Consider the following 13,901-nt stretch of genomic DNA (forward strand, 5'->3'; position numbering starts at 1 on the left):
AAGAAGGCTTTTTAGCGTTGTAAGAGACGGAAGGCCTCAACGGGTATGTTCGCCCAGGCTCTCCAGAGCCTCTTCGGGAAGCAGCCCGACCCGGACAAGCCCCTTGAGGATGCCGTCTTCGGAGCACGAGTCGGTGACTACATCCGCCGCGGCTTTCGCTTCCGGTGCCGCGTTGCCCATCGCGATTCCCGTTCCTACGCTGGTGAGCATCTGAATATCGTTCAACCCGTCGCCGAAAGCGTAACAATTCTCGTTCGGAATTCCGACGGCTTTGAGCATTTCCTGAATGCCGATCGCTTTGGAGCTTCCGGCAGGCAGAACGTCAAGAGCATGCTCGTGCCAGCGGATGAACTGAAAATGCGGGTATCGCTCCGCGTACTGTTTCTCGGCTTCAGCGTCGCAGAATAAATGTCCCTGAAATACCGCAGAATGTTTGTAAAACTCCGGATCGGCTTCCGGACACGGAAGCTTGAGGTTATCGTAGCTTTCCTTTACATGCGGATGCGAGCTGCTTACGCGTGTCTCGGGGTGGCCGCAGTACGCCAGGGGATGGCCCTGCTCGTCCGCCGCTTGGACCAGTTCCGCAAGCTTCGCGGGATCCATCGGATTCGTATAAATTTCACGGCCTTCGAACAGTACGTACTGTCCGTTAATGGACACGTAGGACGAAATGCCGAGTTCTTCCCTTACATCCTTGAACATGGACGGTACGCGCCCGGTCGCTATGGCCGTAAACACGCCCCGTTCCTGCAGCAGCCTGACGGCTTTGCGGGTGGATGCGGGAATCTGTTTATTTTCATCCAGCAAAGTTCCGTCGATATCAAAAAATACGATCGCTCTCTCCATCTCTCTATACCCCTTCCGGTATAAGTTCGTTTTAAAAATCTGTCGAGGTATCAAGGTCTTGATAAGAAGCCCTCCGCCTCATCCGTAACGCCCCGGAGGTTACGCCGGACGGGGACGTGAAGGCTTGCGAATTAAGCGTAAAGTATGAAATGCTTTTCACGTCAAGTCTCTCTTCCGAATTTTTTGACGCGGACGATCGGGCTGCTTTAAACTGAGGACAGAAAGGAGGCCGGACCTATGGCCAACATCAAGGACATTGCCAGACTGGCCGGAGTCTCCGTAGCGACCGTTTCCCGCGTGCTCAACGACCATCCTTACGTCAGCGAAGCCAAACGCGCGGCTGTACAGGAAGTCGTACACCGCCTTAACTATTCCCGCAATGTGAATGCGGTTCATCTCATCACCGGCAAAACGAACATGGTCGGTGTGGTCATCCCCTACCTTAATCTGCCCTACTTCAACAGCATTATGGAAGGAATCGCGCAGGAGGCGCTGGAAGCCAATGTGCACCTGCTCGTCAGCCAGACCAACTATGCGGCGGATAAAGAAACCGAGCTGCTGAACATGCTGAAAATCAAACAGATCGACGGCCTGCTGATCTGTTCCCGATCCTTGGAGTGGGAAGTCATCGAGGCTTACTCGCAGTTCGGACCGATCATCGCCTGCGAATATATCGAGAGCGACCGGATCTCCTCCGTCCATATCGACCATTACGGAAGTTTCCGGCTGGCCATGCAGCTTCTTCTGGAAAAAGGGCACACCCGCATCGGCTACTGTCTGGGACGGGGGCACAGCTTTAACAGCCGAAACCGGCGGCGCGCCTTCTCCGACGCCCTCTCTTCAGCGGGTGTTCCCGTCCGGGAGGAGTGGATGTTCTACCAGATCTACTCCATCGAAGACGGAGCGGAGGTAGTCCGCGGCATCCTGGACATGGAGGAGCGTCCGACCGCCCTGCTCGTGGCGGGCGATCAGGTAGCCGCCGGCATCATCAGCGAGGCGGTCAAAAACGGCCTCCGCGTACCGGAGGATCTGGCGATCATCTCCTTCGACAATCACCCGATCGCACAGCTGTTCGATATCACCACGATCGACAACCGGCTCGTCGAAATCGGGCGCACGGCCTTCTCCCTGCTGCTGAAGCGGCTGCAGGACCCCGCCAGCCCCGTGGAACACCGGGAGCTGCCGTTCCGCCTCATTGAACGCGCGACCGTGTAGCGCGTTTCAAGGTGCCAGGCTTGGCGCGGAGCGGCATGCCGTTGGCGCCCGTCTTGCGGCCCTTCCGCTCGGCGGAAGCCCTGCAACGCGGCGGGAGCCCGGCAGCGCGGTTGGGCTGCAACAGGCGCCTGGGGCGAAGTTGCCGCGCATCTCGCGGCTTCGCCCCGGGAGGTTGGTCGCGGACCCGGACCAGCCATCATTACCCGGCCGCGCGAGGCTCCTGACACCGGATACGTGATAAATCCGCCCAAAAGGAAACGAGCGCAGCGCCTCACTACGAAGCACATGCGCAAACAAAAAAGGCTGCCTCCCCGTAAGAGGGGAGGCAGCCTTTCTGCCGCGCGTGCGCTCAGCTTCGTGCGGACGCGGACGCCGCCGATGGACGGCCCAGCGGCATCGAATACACGGACGGACGGCCGCCCGCTTCCGGCCGGTACACGGCCAGCAGCAGCGATTCCGCCGAGGTATCGAGCGAGCCGTCCTGCAGATAGCGCTGCAGGTCGAACGGGACCACTTCGATGACGGCATGCTTGTGGAGGTCCTTTTCGCCCATGCGCAGCTCGCTGAAATTGCCGGAAACTTCATCCGGACGATCCGCGGCTCTTTTTAAATAATCGCTCTGGCCGGTTTTGTCCAGCTTGAAATCCCACCAGATTTTACGCGGCTTGTATTTGTGATTCAGGAAATAATCGAGCTTCATCAGCCCTTCGATAACGTCCATCCGTTTGGTGCCCCGCCAGGTCAGGAAAGCATGAAGCCGGGTGAATAAATCTTCCAGCTGGTGGCCGATTTTCTGCCAGCCTCTTTCCTCCCAGTAATCGCCGAACTCCTGGAAAAAATCGAATCCCGAAGAAAATTCCGAGGCAATCAGGTAGTTCACGGTATGGTCAGTGCGGTGGGCGTTCCAGTATTTCTCCAGCACGTCTTCTACACGTTTGATCCGGATCAGGTCGGTAAACGGCAGAATGTCATTGCCCAAAATCTCATAGGGCGCCTGGTCCATGAAAATATAGCCGTACTTGGCCGCATCGATGCGCAGACCGGTTCCCCGGAGCATTTTCAGGAACCCGAGCTGAAGCTCCTCGGGGCCAAGCGCGAAGACGTCGTTGAACGTTTTGCGGAAGGAGTCGTAGTTCTCTTCGGGAAGGCCGGCAATCAGATCCAGATGCTGGTCGATTTTGCCGCTTTCCTTCACCTTCGTCACCGTGCGGGTAAGCTTGGCGAAATTTTGACGGCGCTTCACCAGGTTGTTCGTCTCATCGTTCGTGGACTGGACGCCGATCTCGAAGCGGAAAATTCCCGGAGGCGCGTTCTCGGCGAGGAAATCCAGCACTTCGGGCCGCATAATATCGGCCGTAATCTCGAACTGGAACACGCAACCCTGATGGTTGTCAATCAGGAACCGGAAAATTTCCAGGGCGTAATCCCGCTTAATATTAAACGTCCGGTCGACAAACTTGATCAGTTTGGCTCCGTTCGCTATGAGATACAGGATTTCGGACTTTGTCCGCTCCATGTCAAAATAGCGCACCCCCACCTCGATGGAGGATAGGCAGAACTGGCATGAAAACGGGCAGCCCCGGCTCGTTTCGAAGTAAACGACCCGATTCCCCAGGTCCTTAAGATCTTCTTCGAACCGGTGTGGAGAAGGAATCGCATTCAGGTCCAGCTTCGGACGTCCGGGGGTCAAAATAATTTCTTCCCCTTTGCGGTACGCGATGCCGTACACGAAATGAAACTTCCGCGTAGTCGACAGCTCCTGAAGGAAATGCTTGAACGTCTCTTCCCCTTCGCCCATGACGATAAAATCCACTTCCGGAACGGTGCGCATCCATTCCTCCGTATCGTAGGAGACTTCCGGTCCTCCGAGGACGATGGTCAGATCGGGACGGATTTTTTTGATCATGCGGATGACGCGGAGTGTTTCTTCAATGTTCCAGATATAGCATGAAAAACCGAGCACGTCGGGATTTTTGCCGTATAAGTCCGAAACGATGTTCATCGCCGGATCTTTGATCGTGTACTCCACGATATCAATCGGAAATTCGGGCTCGCTGAATGCCTTCAGGTACCGCAGCGCCAGCGAAGTATGAATGTATTTGGCGTTCAATGTGGCAAGAACGATATTCATGGTCGTTTACAACCTCTTTTATCAATAAAATCAAGGATCGTTCTTATTCTACACGAACCCCGCCGAGTTGACAAAGCGGAGGGATACGGGCGCATGCGTCTTGTCAGCGCGGCGTGTCGAATTCCGGCTCCGTGTCCTCCCACCCGGCGCCCGTCTCGGAAGACCAGGAAGGAAACTGATCGGCGGTGGGCAGAGCAGGCACATCGGCGTACACGTTCCTCCACCTCTCCGCCTGCTCCATCAGCTGCCGCTCCACCTGCTCCTTGCGCTGCATAAGTTCGCCGGGGTCCCCCGCCTCCTGCTGAATCGCCTTGCGGATGCTGGTATGCTCCTGAAGCCATTGGGTAAGCTGGTACAAAATCATGGGCGTCTCCTCCTTTATAAAGCGCTGTCATTTTGGTACCAGGTTGCCCCTTTAGGCGCCGCGTCATACCGTATGGAAAATCCGCAAAGCGAAAATTTTACACATTTTTCTTTTATTAAAATATTTATTCTGTCCGTGCGGTCTAAAGTTTCAAAGCGGACGGACCTAGTTACGGATAAACCGACGGACCGAAAAATTGGATGAGAAGGGCCGCGGAGAACTGTTGAAACGGCCCGAAACCGTCTACGGACCGAATCAGGCCGCCCGTTTTTTCGACTACGGCTACAGGAAAGAAAGAGACGGCAGCTATCTCTCGCGTCTCGCGTCCGGGGGACCATCTCCCCCTGTGGAAGCTGAACCGCAATGCAACATCATCGCCACCTAGTAGATCGCAGGCGGGAAAACCATCGTTTCCCTTAAGGGAGAAATCGAATATAACCTGGACCGAAAAACATTCACAGACCCAGACCGGTACAAACAGCGGAACAATCGATCCTCTTACGTTAAAGATTATCGTTACCGCTTATCTGGCTCTTCCGACCTGAATGCACGGGGCCCTTTATCAAAACAATAAAAAAACCGTTTCCTGTTACGGAAACGGTTCTCTGCTCTATGTTCGGGCGGTTCTTTTATGACGTCCGCTTATTCCCATTTGAAGGTAAAGCTCGCAATCGCGAAGGCGACGACCATCCAGCCGCCGAGGATAAGGGCCTGCGGCCACAGCACGGTTAAATCCGCCCCCACGTTCATGACCTGCCGCATCGCCGTCGACAGATGCGTGATCGGGATCAGGTTCACGACCGGCTGGAGGAAAGACGGAATGCTGTCCGCCGAGAAGAAGACGCCCCCCAGAAAGAGCATGGGGAATGAAATAAATCCCGCGATCGGTCCGGCGCTTTCCGGTGTTTTCGCCAGCGACGCGACGATAAAGCCGACTGACATAAACGCCAGCGTGCCGAGAATAACGAAAAGCAGAAGCAGCCCCCACGAGCCGTTTACTTTCGTACCGAAGATGACGGACGCGATGAGCAGAACAATCACCGCCTGCAGTCCGTTCAGCAATAGCCTCGCCGTGATTTGCGAGGCGATGAACGTGGACGACTTCAGCGTGGTGCTCTGCATCCGGCGAAGAATGCCCCTCTCCCTCCAGGAGGCGATCTGTCCCGCCACACCGTTGAGGTTGTTGGACATGATCATCATCGATACGATGCCGGGAACGAGGAAGTCGATATACGATAGCTTCAGCGCCTGAACGCCTTCCGCTTTGACCGTTATCGCCGGCTTGTAGGCCGTCTTCTCTTTGGAGATGCCGTCCGCCACCTGGGCCACGACGGTTTTGCCGAGCTCGGCGGTCATCATGTTCGTCTGATCAAAGTAAACGTTGACGGAGGAGGCCTCTCCCCCCTTGACGGCGGCATCGAGTCTGTTGCCGTATCCCGCGGGGATGACAACCACCATCTGAAGATCGCCGTTCTTGAGCTTTTGGAGCCCCGGAGCCGTATGCTCCTCCTGTTTGAGCTTCATGGCAGGTGTCTTCATCAGAGCGCCGACCAATTGAGCCGACTGGACCGACCGGTCCTGGTCGATGACGACTCCGTTGATGGACATGCTGCCGCCCCCTCCGAAGAACGTGCCGAACATGACCATGAAGAAGACAGGGAACAGAAAAGACCAGAGAAGCACCTGCTTGTTCCGGATAAAAATCCGGAGCTGCGCGAGCGTCAATTGAAGGTACGCTTTCATTCTTCTCTCAGGCTCCTTCCTGTCATGTGAATGAACACGTCCTCCAGCGTGGCTGTCCGTGTCAGCAGATCCGTCAGCTTCCAGCCCCGCAGCTCCGCCTCCCGGATCAGGCCGGTGAGCGACTGCTGGAGATGGTCGGTGTACAGCACGAGGGTGTCGCGGGCAAGCTCCACCTGCTTCACGCCCTGGAGCCTGCGCAGCGTGTCCGTCAGCTCCGTCCGCTCCCGCGTGGAAGCCGACTCCGCCTGGGGCAGCCGGAATTCAATCGCGTTCTCCGATTGAAGGCTGCGCACCAGGTTGGCCGGCGTATCCAGCGCGACGACCTGCCCCTTGTCGATCAGGCAGATCCGGTCGCACAGCACGTGCGCCTCGTCCATGTAATGCGTGGACAGGACGATGGTCTTGCCCTTCTCCTTCAGGCGCAGGATAATGTCCCAGAGCGTGCGCCGCGCCTGCGGGTCGAGACCCGTGGTCGGCTCGTCCAGGAACAGCACCTGCGGGTCGTTGACCAGCGCGATCGCGATGGCGAGCCGCTGCTTCTGTCCGCCGGACAGGTGCTTCACGCGGTCACCCGCTTTCTCTTCCAGCGTCATATCCGCGAGCAGGGGGCCGACAGGCACCGATTTCGGATAGAAGCTGGCGTACATCTCCACGATCTCGCGCACCTTCAGCAGATCGAACAGAGAGGTCGATTGCAGCTGGACGCCGATCACTTCCTTGACCTTGCGGAGCTCCCGGATAGTGTCGTAACCCGCAATACGCGCCGTTCCCCCGTCGGGCTTGCGCAGCCCTTCCATCATTTCGATGGTCGTGGTCTTGCCCGCGCCGTTGGGACCGAGCAGCCCGAACACCTCTCCTTTGCGCACCTGGAAGCGCACGCCGTTAACGGCCGTGAAGCTTCCGTACGTTTTGACCAGTCCGTCCACATCAATGAGAATTTCGTCTGTTAATCCGTCCGTCTGCGGCATTCCCAGCCTCCCTTTTTTCAATGTTTATGTACGTTTTATTTCGGCACTACCCAAACCAAGCGAGTTTTCCGCGTTCAATTTTCCTAAAAGGATTCCAGCTTTTCCATTATATCACTCGATCCGGCACTTATCACGAGCCCGGCCGGGATGAAATTAAATCCCCGATGCGCTATAGTAAATGGATAGAAGATCCGAAGGAGCCAACCTATGCGAAAACAGCGTCCCCCTTTTAACTCCAAAACGAAACCGGCCAGGCCGTCCGCCCCGAAAACGGACAAAGAACCGACTCAATTCGAAGTCGGGCAGGCGGCCGAGCTGATGAAATTTTTGCTTGAAAAGCTTGCGAATAAAGGAAGAAACACCGTTAAGGGCATTCTGTCCAGAGGCCAAGTATCCGTGAACGGCAAAAAAACGACCCGCCACGACCATCCTCTCCAGCCCGGCGACCGCGTAACGGTTCAGTGGAGCGTCTTTACCGAAGAGGAAAAACCGATCGGACTGCACATCCTGCATGAAGACGAGGACCTGCTGGTTATCAATAAAGAAGCGGGCCTTCTTTCGATCTCCGGCGGAGACGAGAAGGAATTGACCGCCTATTGGCAGCTGACCGAGCATGTCCGCAGAAAAGACCCGAAAGCTCGTATTTTCGTCGTCCACCGGCTGGACCGGGATACGTCGGGCGTTATGCTGTTCGCCAAGAACGAGAAAACCCAGCAGACGCTTCAAACTGCCTGGCAGGAAGCCGTGCACGAGCGTTCCTACGTGGCGCTCGTCGAACGAAAGGTCAAGAAGCCTGAAGGCACGATCGTCTCCTGGCTGAAAGAAAGCAAAACGCTGCTGATGTATTCCAGCCCCGTGGATAACGGCGGTCAGAAGGCGGTCACGCACTATAAAGTGCTGCAGGCTTCCTCCGACTACTCCCTGCTTGAAGTCCAGCTCGAAACGGGCCGTAAAAACCAGATCCGCGTCCACATGCAGGACATCGGCCATCCGGTTGTCGGCGACAAGAAGTATGGCTCCGTGAAAAACACGATCGGCCGGCTCGGCTTACACGCCCGGGTCATCGCGTTCGAGCATCCTACCACGGGACAGCCGATGCGGTTCGAGACCCAAATTCCGGGCAAGTTTCTGCGGGTTTTCGCCAGCAAGCCCACTTCATAAAAGGAGAATCCCATGAACGGACAATCGAGAAAAAATATTCATGCCGGACTGACCGTCGACATTGTGCTCAAGCAGGATCAGCGTACCGGCAAACGGACGCGCGGAGTCGTGAAAGATATTTTGACGAATTCGCCCAATCATCCCCACGGCATCAAAGTCAGACTGACGGACGGCCAGGTCGGCCGGGTGCAGGAAATTGTACAAGAGCCCTAAACCCTATTGTAAAGCGTCCTGAAAACCAATAAACTAAAAGTAATGAACGCAGTGAGGTGATACGAATGTCAGAGAATCAACAGACACCGCAATCCGCAGAAACACAACCGGCCGAAGGGGCCGAGCCGCGCAAAGTTTCGCTCGCGGAAGCCATGAAGCAGAAAATGGCCCAGAAGAAAGCGGCGCAAGCCCAGGCCAACTCCCAGCAGAAGCACCAGGTAACCGGCAATCAGATGATGAAAAGCCAGCAGACCAAGAAACAAAACAATCAAAGAAGACGTATGGGTGTCTAAACTTTGAACGTCATAAGCAGTAGGCAAAGACATGGGGGTTCCGCTTCATGTCTTTATTTTTGCAGGAACCGGCGGTAAATCCGCCAAGCCTCCTGCTTCAACACACTTCCGCCGGAGGTTCCTGAGATGTCCATGCTTTTATTTGTAATCGCCGGGCTCGCGGAAATCGGAGGCGGCTATCTCGTCTGGCTGTGGCTCCGCGAGGGCAAGCCTGCCGGGTACGGAATCGCGGGCAGCCTGGTGCTCGTCCTGTATGGAATTATCCCGACTCTCCAGGCCTTTCCTTCTTTCGGACGGGTCTATGCCGCATACGGGGGCGTTTTTGTCGTACTCGCTGTTGTGTGGGGGTGGCTTGTGGACAAAAAGACCCCCGATTTTTACGATTGGCTCGGCGCGGCCGTTTGCATCGTCGGCGTGTCCATTATTTTGTGGGCGCCCAGAACCTGATCAAATGTCTTGAAGGAGGCGTTTACCTATGAGTTTCCTCGACAGTCTGGTAGAGCAGCGTATCCAGGAAGCGATTCGCAACGGCGATTTCGACAATCTGCCCGGCAAAGGCAAACCGCTCGTTCTAGAAGATTGGTCCGCTGTTCCGGAAGAGCTTCGTTTGTCTTATAAAATCATGAAAAATTCAGGATTCCTTCCCGAAGAAATGCAGCTCCGCAAAGACATGATCACACTGGAGGAACTCCTTGCATGCTGTCATGACGAAGAGGAACGAGGCAAGCTGAAGAAAACCCTCAACGCCAAGAAGCTCCGCTTCAATATGTTAATGGAAGAGCGGAGTATGAACCTCTCGCCCGCGCTTGCCCGGTACCGGGACCGGATCGAAACGAAATTTTCCGCAGAACCGGATAAACCGTCCGAATAGGATGAGAAACAGGAGAAACCGAAATGAACCTTACTACTCAAAATTTGCTTGAGCTTACCCGCGACATCCAAGAGCGGCACGTCAACTTTGCCGTTTCGGACGTAAACTCGCATGTGCTCCGCATCGCGGTCATGACCGGCAATTACCGCTGGCATTTTCATCCCGATTCGGATGAACTGTTTATGGTGCTTGAAGGAGAACTCTTCATAGACTTCGAGGACGGAACGACTGCCTCGCTAAAAGCGAACGACACGCTTACGATTCCGGCGGGTACGGTTCACCGGACGAGGTCGGACGTGCGCACCGTCAATCTCTGCTTCGAAGCCAAAGAAGCGGAAACGGTTTTCGTGGACGAGCCTGCGGGGCAGGACAAATAAAACGAGCTATGCAGAATGCTCTGCATAGCTCGTTTTATTTCTTCATCCAGTTTGGCCTTGGGCGAGTCGGGGTTTGCCCGGTTCAACCCGGGCCCCGGCCCATTAAAAGGAGCAATGGGCATTCAAAGGCATTGCTGCACGCCCGAAAAAAGCCGGAATTGGTTACTTGAGCCGAAAGCCGCCCTCCGAATGGAGGATCTGGCCCGTAATCCACTCCGCTTCCTCGCCCGCGAGAAACGCGATAAGTCTGGCGGCGTCTTCCGGTCTGCCGATCCGGCCGAACGGGAACTGACCTGCGAGCCCGTTCCGGAGCTCTTCCGTCATCCAGCCGGTGTCGGTCGGACCGGGATTGACCGCGTTGACGGTAATCCCTTTGGGTGCCAGCTCGGCAGCCAACGTCACGGTCATAGCTTCGACAGCCGCCTTCGTAGCCGCGTAGGCGATCTCTCCCCGCATCGGGCCCAAAGACTGGCCGGATGTCAGGTTAATAATCCGGCCGCCCGATCCCCGGTTAAACCGGCGGCCGAATTCCACGCTGAGCAGGGCGGTGCCCCTCATGTTCACGGCGTAATGAGCATCCAAATTCGCCGCATCAAGCTTCTCGTACCCGTCATTGACCGAGTAGGCCGCATTATTGACGAGGACAGACGGAAACCCGAGCCGCTTCTCCGTTTCGTCCACAATTCGCTTCGCCGCTTCCGGATCGGACTGGTCGATCTCCAGTCTTTCGCAACGGATTCCCGACTCGGCCAGCTCCCGCAAAATCGCGTCAGGCCCCTCTTCATCCGCTCCCCACGGCGTTCCCTTATCGAATGCGGTCCAGGATGTGAATAGCACATCCATTCCTTTGGCCGCCAGCGCCCGGCATATAGCGGCGCCGATACCGATACGGCGGGAAACTCCCGTAACGATGGCAACTGGAGCGCGACCTGCCTTGGCTCGTGTTCGTATAGCAGCCTCATTTGCCGAATCCGGCCAATTTTCGTGCATGAATACCTCCATCCGCCTCCCGCTAACGTTGATTAGGGAGGGCTTTTTGTTACTTCCAGTATAGAACGGCATCACGATCCCCTGCTGAGAATGTTCGATTATAAAGGGAATTTCCACCGCTCCCTTACATGGGCGGATCAAATGCGTTATAATGAGACGGTTCTGATGCGAGGCACGGCTTGGAACGGAACCATGAAAGTGCCGGATTCATAACCCAATAAGAAAATCCATATGCCCCGCGCATATGGGAGAGGTTCGCGAACTCCCTCTATAAAAAACTAAGGAAAAACAATATCCCTGGATATTCGGCACAGCTGCTTAAAAAGCGGGCGCTATGTGTACGTTTTTTTGACGTTCACTTCCGGTTCGCTTTCTGATTGCGCTGCGTCCTTCCTTGAGGCATTGTTTTTGTTTTGTTTAAAATGACGGATCAAGAACTCTCTCCATCACCTATTTTTTATTTAAAAGGAGACGGAAGAGCGATGAAACATGAAAAAGCGGTTGTCGTATTCAGCGGCGGACAAGACAGCACGACGTGTCTGTTCTGGGCCCTGAAGCATTTTGGCGAGGTGGAGACGCTCACGTTCGATTACGGGCAGCGCCATAAACTCGAAATCGAGTGCGCGGCGCAGATTGCGCGCGAGCTTGGCGTAAAGAACACCGTACTGGACATGAGCCTGCTGAACCAGCTCGCCCCCAATGCGCTTACGCGCGGCGATATCGAAATTGAAGAAAAAGAAGGCGAACTTCCTTCCACGTTCGTGGACGGACGCAACCTGCTGTTCCTTTCTTTTGCAGGCGTATACGCCAAAGGGGCCGGGGCCAGACACCTCGTTACCGGCGTGTGCGAGACGGATTTCAGCGGCTACCCGGACTGCCGGGACGCTTTCGTAAAATCCCTTAACGTGACCCTGAACTTATCCATGGATTATCCATTCGTTATCCATACGCCGCTGATGTGGCTGAATAAAGCGGAAACGTGGAAGCTTTCCGACGAGCTGGGAGCTTTCGATTTTGTGCGCACCAAGACGCTTACGTGCTATAACGGCATCGTCGGAGACGGCTGCGGCGGGTGCCCGGCATGCAAGCTCCGTTCGGCCGGTCTGCGGAACTATCTTCTGGAGCGCGAAGGAGCCGATGCCCGATGAAGACGCCAGGCGAATTCCGCATCGTAGAGAACCTTCAGCGGTACGGGCAGGACATCCGGCACGAACAGCTCCGTTACCATACCAAGCGGGTCCTCGTTTCCAAAGAATTTACGTTCGATGCGGCGCATCATCTCCACGCTTACGAGGGCAAGTGCAAAAACCTTCACGGCCATACGTACAAAGCCGTTTACGGAATCAGCGGCTATGTCAACGAGATTGGCCTCACGCTTGATTTCGGAGAGATCAAAGATATCTGGAAAACCCGGATCGAGCCTTATCTCGATCACCGGTATCTGAACGAGACGCTCCCGCCCATGAACACTACCGCCGAGAATATGGTTGTCTGGCTGTACGAACAGATGGAGACGGCTCTGCAGTCGGATGAGATACAGGCCAAAGCCCGGGGCGGCAGGGTCGAATTCGTCCGTCTGTACGAGACGCCGACAAGTTATGCCGAAGCGAGACGGGAGTGGATGTGCGAATGAGCGCGGATCTTTCCCGTACGACAGCTCTACCTGGCGCACCGGCCAAGACCGCGGCGGCAGGCCATGCGGGAGCGGCGAACGAGAGCCCGCTCAACGGCCGGACTACCGGAGCTTCAAGCCCGGATGCCGGCCGGAGCCAACGCCACTCCCCGCAAAGCCGAAGCAGGGGCGGCTCCCCTTCGGCAGACGCGTACGCCCCCCTTCCGGGCAAAGCGGCGGCTGCTGCCGTGTCCCCTTCGGGCACGGCAGCAGCGGGTGAAGCGACCATCCCCGTGCTCGAAATCTTCGGCCCGACTGTCCAGGGCGAGGGCATGGTCATCGGGCGCAAGACGATGTTCGTGCGCACCGCCGGCTGCGATTACCGCTGCTCCTGGTGCGATTCCGCGTTTACGTGGGACGGATCGGGCGCAGGCGATATCCGTCCGCTCACCGCGGAAGCGGTCTGGGAGGAGCTCGTCCGCACCGGCGGCAGCCGCTTCTCCCACGTGACCTTGTCGGGCGGCAATCCCGCCCTCCTGCGCAGCCTGGGCCCGCTCGTGAAGCTGCTGCGGGCCAAAGGCATCCGCACCGCCGTCGAGACGCAGGGCTCCCGCTGGCAGGACTGGCTGACCGAGATCGACGAGGTCACGCTCTCTCCCAAGCCGCCAAGCTCCGGCATGGAGACGGATTTCGCCAAGCTGGACGACATCGTCCGGCGGCTGAACCCGGACGGCATCAGCCTCAAGGTGGTCGTGTTCGACGAACGCGATTTCGCGTTCGCCCGGGAGGTCCACCGCCGCTACCCTGCCGTCCCGTTCTATCTGCAGGCCGGCAACGAGGACGTCCGCCTCGCGGACGACGACCTGCTCCGCGGGCAGCTGCTGCGCAAATACGAGTGGCTCGTCGATTTGACGATGGCGTCCGAGGATTTGAACGACGTGCGCGTGCTGCCTCAGCTTCACGCCCTGCTGTGGGGCAACAAGCGGGGCGTCTGATCTCCGCGGACGCAGCGGCCTGACCCTGCGTCCGTCCATGGTGATCGGGCTGCCCTAAGCAGAGCTGCAGCCTGCTACCCGCTTGCATTTATCGAAGGCGGAGCAGCATGACTTCCTCCAGC

General features: G+C 56.7%; 16 protein-coding genes and 1 riboswitch. Of the genes, 10 read left to right on the forward strand and 6 right to left on the reverse strand.

The features are described from left to right. Positions 1–36: 36 nt before the first annotated feature. Positions 37–846 carry a Cof-type HAD-IIB family hydrolase gene (locus ACI48J_RS22865; protein ID WP_326053981.1) on the reverse strand — a complete coding sequence of 270 codons (810 nt, stop codon included), beginning with the start codon at positions 844–846 and terminating at the stop codon, positions 37–39. A gap of 237 nt (positions 847–1,083) precedes the next feature. Between ACI48J_RS22865 and ACI48J_RS22870 the strand changes: the two genes are divergently transcribed. Then, positions 1,084–2,061, forward strand: a complete 978-nt coding sequence (locus ACI48J_RS22870) for a LacI family DNA-binding transcriptional regulator (RefSeq protein ID WP_405080365.1) — start codon at positions 1,084–1,086, stop codon at positions 2,059–2,061. A 349-nt stretch (positions 2,062–2,410) separates the two neighbouring features. Here the strand turns inward: ACI48J_RS22870 and ACI48J_RS22875 are convergent, their stop codons facing one another. From ACI48J_RS22875 to ACI48J_RS22890, 4 genes are all read right to left on the reverse strand, one after another. Next, positions 2,411–4,192, reverse strand: a complete 1,782-nt coding sequence (locus ACI48J_RS22875; RefSeq protein ID WP_405080366.1) for a B12-binding domain-containing radical SAM protein — start codon at positions 4,190–4,192, stop codon at positions 2,411–2,413. 103 nt (positions 4,193–4,295) lie between these two features. Beyond that, the gene (locus ACI48J_RS22880; protein WP_405080367.1) at positions 4,296–4,556 is read right to left on the reverse strand and encodes a hypothetical protein; all 261 of its coding nucleotides are present in this window, start codon (positions 4,554–4,556) and stop codon (positions 4,296–4,298) included. 642 nt (positions 4,557–5,198) lie between these two features. Next, entirely contained in the window at positions 5,199–6,299 is a 1,101-nt protein-coding gene (locus ACI48J_RS22885; protein WP_405080368.1) for an ABC transporter permease, read from the reverse strand. Continuing rightward, positions 6,296–7,267 (reverse strand): ABC transporter ATP-binding protein, encoded by a 972-nt coding sequence (locus tag ACI48J_RS22890; protein WP_405080369.1) that lies wholly within the window; start codon positions 7,265–7,267, stop codon positions 6,296–6,298. Before ACI48J_RS22890 ends, ACI48J_RS22885 begins: the two co-directional genes overlap by 4 nt. Before the next feature lie 207 nt (positions 7,268–7,474). On the opposite strand from ACI48J_RS22890, the gene ACI48J_RS22895 reads away from it, so the two are divergent. The 6 genes from ACI48J_RS22895 (at position 7,475) to ACI48J_RS22920 (ending at position 10,182) form a co-directional block, all read left to right on the forward strand. After that, positions 7,475–8,428 carry an RluA family pseudouridine synthase gene (locus tag ACI48J_RS22895; protein WP_405080370.1) on the forward strand — a complete coding sequence of 318 codons (954 nt, stop codon included), beginning with the start codon at positions 7,475–7,477 and terminating at the stop codon, positions 8,426–8,428. A gap of 12 nt (positions 8,429–8,440) precedes the next feature. Continuing rightward, positions 8,441–8,641: a YwbE family protein gene (locus tag ACI48J_RS22900; protein WP_009672054.1), complete on the forward strand. Its 201-nt coding sequence runs from the start codon at positions 8,441–8,443 to the stop codon at positions 8,639–8,641. A gap of 65 nt (positions 8,642–8,706) precedes the next feature. Continuing rightward, positions 8,707–8,934 carry a hypothetical protein gene (locus tag ACI48J_RS22905; protein ID WP_009672142.1) on the forward strand — a complete coding sequence of 76 codons (228 nt, stop codon included), beginning with the start codon at positions 8,707–8,709 and terminating at the stop codon, positions 8,932–8,934. Positions 8,935–9,060: 126 nt separating this feature from the next. Continuing rightward, positions 9,061–9,381, forward strand: coding sequence for a YnfA family protein (locus ACI48J_RS22910; protein WP_326054065.1), 321 nt, complete (start codon positions 9,061–9,063; stop codon positions 9,379–9,381). A gap of 28 nt (positions 9,382–9,409) precedes the next feature. Continuing rightward, positions 9,410–9,805: a DnaJ family domain-containing protein gene (locus ACI48J_RS22915; protein WP_405080371.1), complete on the forward strand. Its 396-nt coding sequence runs from the start codon at positions 9,410–9,412 to the stop codon at positions 9,803–9,805. 23 nt (positions 9,806–9,828) lie between these two features. Then, positions 9,829–10,182: a cupin domain-containing protein gene (locus ACI48J_RS22920; RefSeq protein ID WP_326054063.1), complete on the forward strand. Its 354-nt coding sequence runs from the start codon at positions 9,829–9,831 to the stop codon at positions 10,180–10,182. 162 nt (positions 10,183–10,344) lie between these two features. Here the strand turns inward: ACI48J_RS22920 and ACI48J_RS22925 are convergent, their stop codons facing one another. Then, complete coding sequence (locus ACI48J_RS22925; RefSeq protein ID WP_405080372.1) at positions 10,345–11,172, reverse strand: SDR family oxidoreductase; 828 nt, start codon at positions 11,170–11,172, stop codon at positions 10,345–10,347. A gap of 244 nt (positions 11,173–11,416) precedes the next feature. Then, positions 11,417–11,460, forward strand: a riboswitch (PreQ1 riboswitch). Positions 11,461–11,654: 194 nt separating this feature from the next. On the opposite strand from ACI48J_RS22925, the gene queC reads away from it, so the two are divergent. The 3 genes from queC (at position 11,655) to queE (ending at position 13,779) form a co-directional block, all read left to right on the forward strand. Beyond that, entirely contained in the window at positions 11,655–12,320 is a 666-nt protein-coding gene (gene queC / locus ACI48J_RS22930; protein WP_326054061.1) for a 7-cyano-7-deazaguanine synthase QueC, read from the forward strand. After that, entirely contained in the window at positions 12,317–12,805 is a 489-nt protein-coding gene (gene queD / locus ACI48J_RS22935; protein ID WP_405080373.1) for a 6-carboxytetrahydropterin synthase QueD, read from the forward strand. Before queC ends, queD begins: the two co-directional genes overlap by 4 nt. Before the next feature lie 311 nt (positions 12,806–13,116). Next, a complete protein-coding gene (gene queE, locus ACI48J_RS22940; RefSeq protein ID WP_231392153.1) occupies positions 13,117–13,779 on the forward strand; it encodes a 7-carboxy-7-deazaguanine synthase QueE in 663 nt (220 codons plus the stop codon). Positions 13,780–13,901: the final 122 nt, after the last annotated feature.

The organism is Paenibacillus chitinolyticus (assembly GCF_045038035.1).
Lineage (GTDB): Bacteria > Bacillota > Bacilli > Paenibacillales > NBRC-103111 > Paenibacillus_F > Paenibacillus_F chitinolyticus_A.

Coding starts and splice junctions, on each gene's coding strand:
- ACI48J_RS22925 (WP_405080372.1), bottom strand. CDS start 11,172: ATGCACGAAAATTGGCCGGATTCGGCAAATGAGGCTGCTATACGAACA.
- ACI48J_RS22905 (WP_009672142.1), top strand. CDS start 8,707: ATGTCAGAGAATCAACAGACACCGCAATCCGCAGAAACACAACCGGCC.
- ACI48J_RS22900 (WP_009672054.1), top strand. CDS start 8,441: ATGAACGGACAATCGAGAAAAAATATTCATGCCGGACTGACCGTCGAC.
- queE (WP_231392153.1), top strand. CDS start 13,117: ATGGTCATCGGGCGCAAGACGATGTTCGTGCGCACCGCCGGCTGCGAT.
- ACI48J_RS22910 (WP_326054065.1), top strand. CDS start 9,061: ATGTCCATGCTTTTATTTGTAATCGCCGGGCTCGCGGAAATCGGAGGC.
- queD (WP_405080373.1), top strand. CDS start 12,317: ATGAAGACGCCAGGCGAATTCCGCATCGTAGAGAACCTTCAGCGGTAC.
- ACI48J_RS22915 (WP_405080371.1), top strand. CDS start 9,410: ATGAGTTTCCTCGACAGTCTGGTAGAGCAGCGTATCCAGGAAGCGATT.
- ACI48J_RS22875 (WP_405080366.1), bottom strand. CDS start 4,192: ATGAATATCGTTCTTGCCACATTGAACGCCAAATACATTCATACTTCG.
- ACI48J_RS22885 (WP_405080368.1), bottom strand. CDS start 6,299: ATGAAAGCGTACCTTCAATTGACGCTCGCGCAGCTCCGGATTTTTATC.
- ACI48J_RS22890 (WP_405080369.1), bottom strand. CDS start 7,267: ATGCCGCAGACGGACGGATTAACAGACGAAATTCTCATTGATGTGGAC.
- queC (WP_326054061.1), top strand. CDS start 11,655: ATGAAACATGAAAAAGCGGTTGTCGTATTCAGCGGCGGACAAGACAGC.
- ACI48J_RS22880 (WP_405080367.1), bottom strand. CDS start 4,556: ATGATTTTGTACCAGCTTACCCAATGGCTTCAGGAGCATACCAGCATC.
- ACI48J_RS22920 (WP_326054063.1), top strand. CDS start 9,829: ATGAACCTTACTACTCAAAATTTGCTTGAGCTTACCCGCGACATCCAA.
- ACI48J_RS22865 (WP_326053981.1), bottom strand. CDS start 846: ATGGAGAGAGCGATCGTATTTTTTGATATCGACGGAACTTTGCTGGAT.
- ACI48J_RS22895 (WP_405080370.1), top strand. CDS start 7,475: ATGCGAAAACAGCGTCCCCCTTTTAACTCCAAAACGAAACCGGCCAGG.
- ACI48J_RS22870 (WP_405080365.1), top strand. CDS start 1,084: ATGGCCAACATCAAGGACATTGCCAGACTGGCCGGAGTCTCCGTAGCG.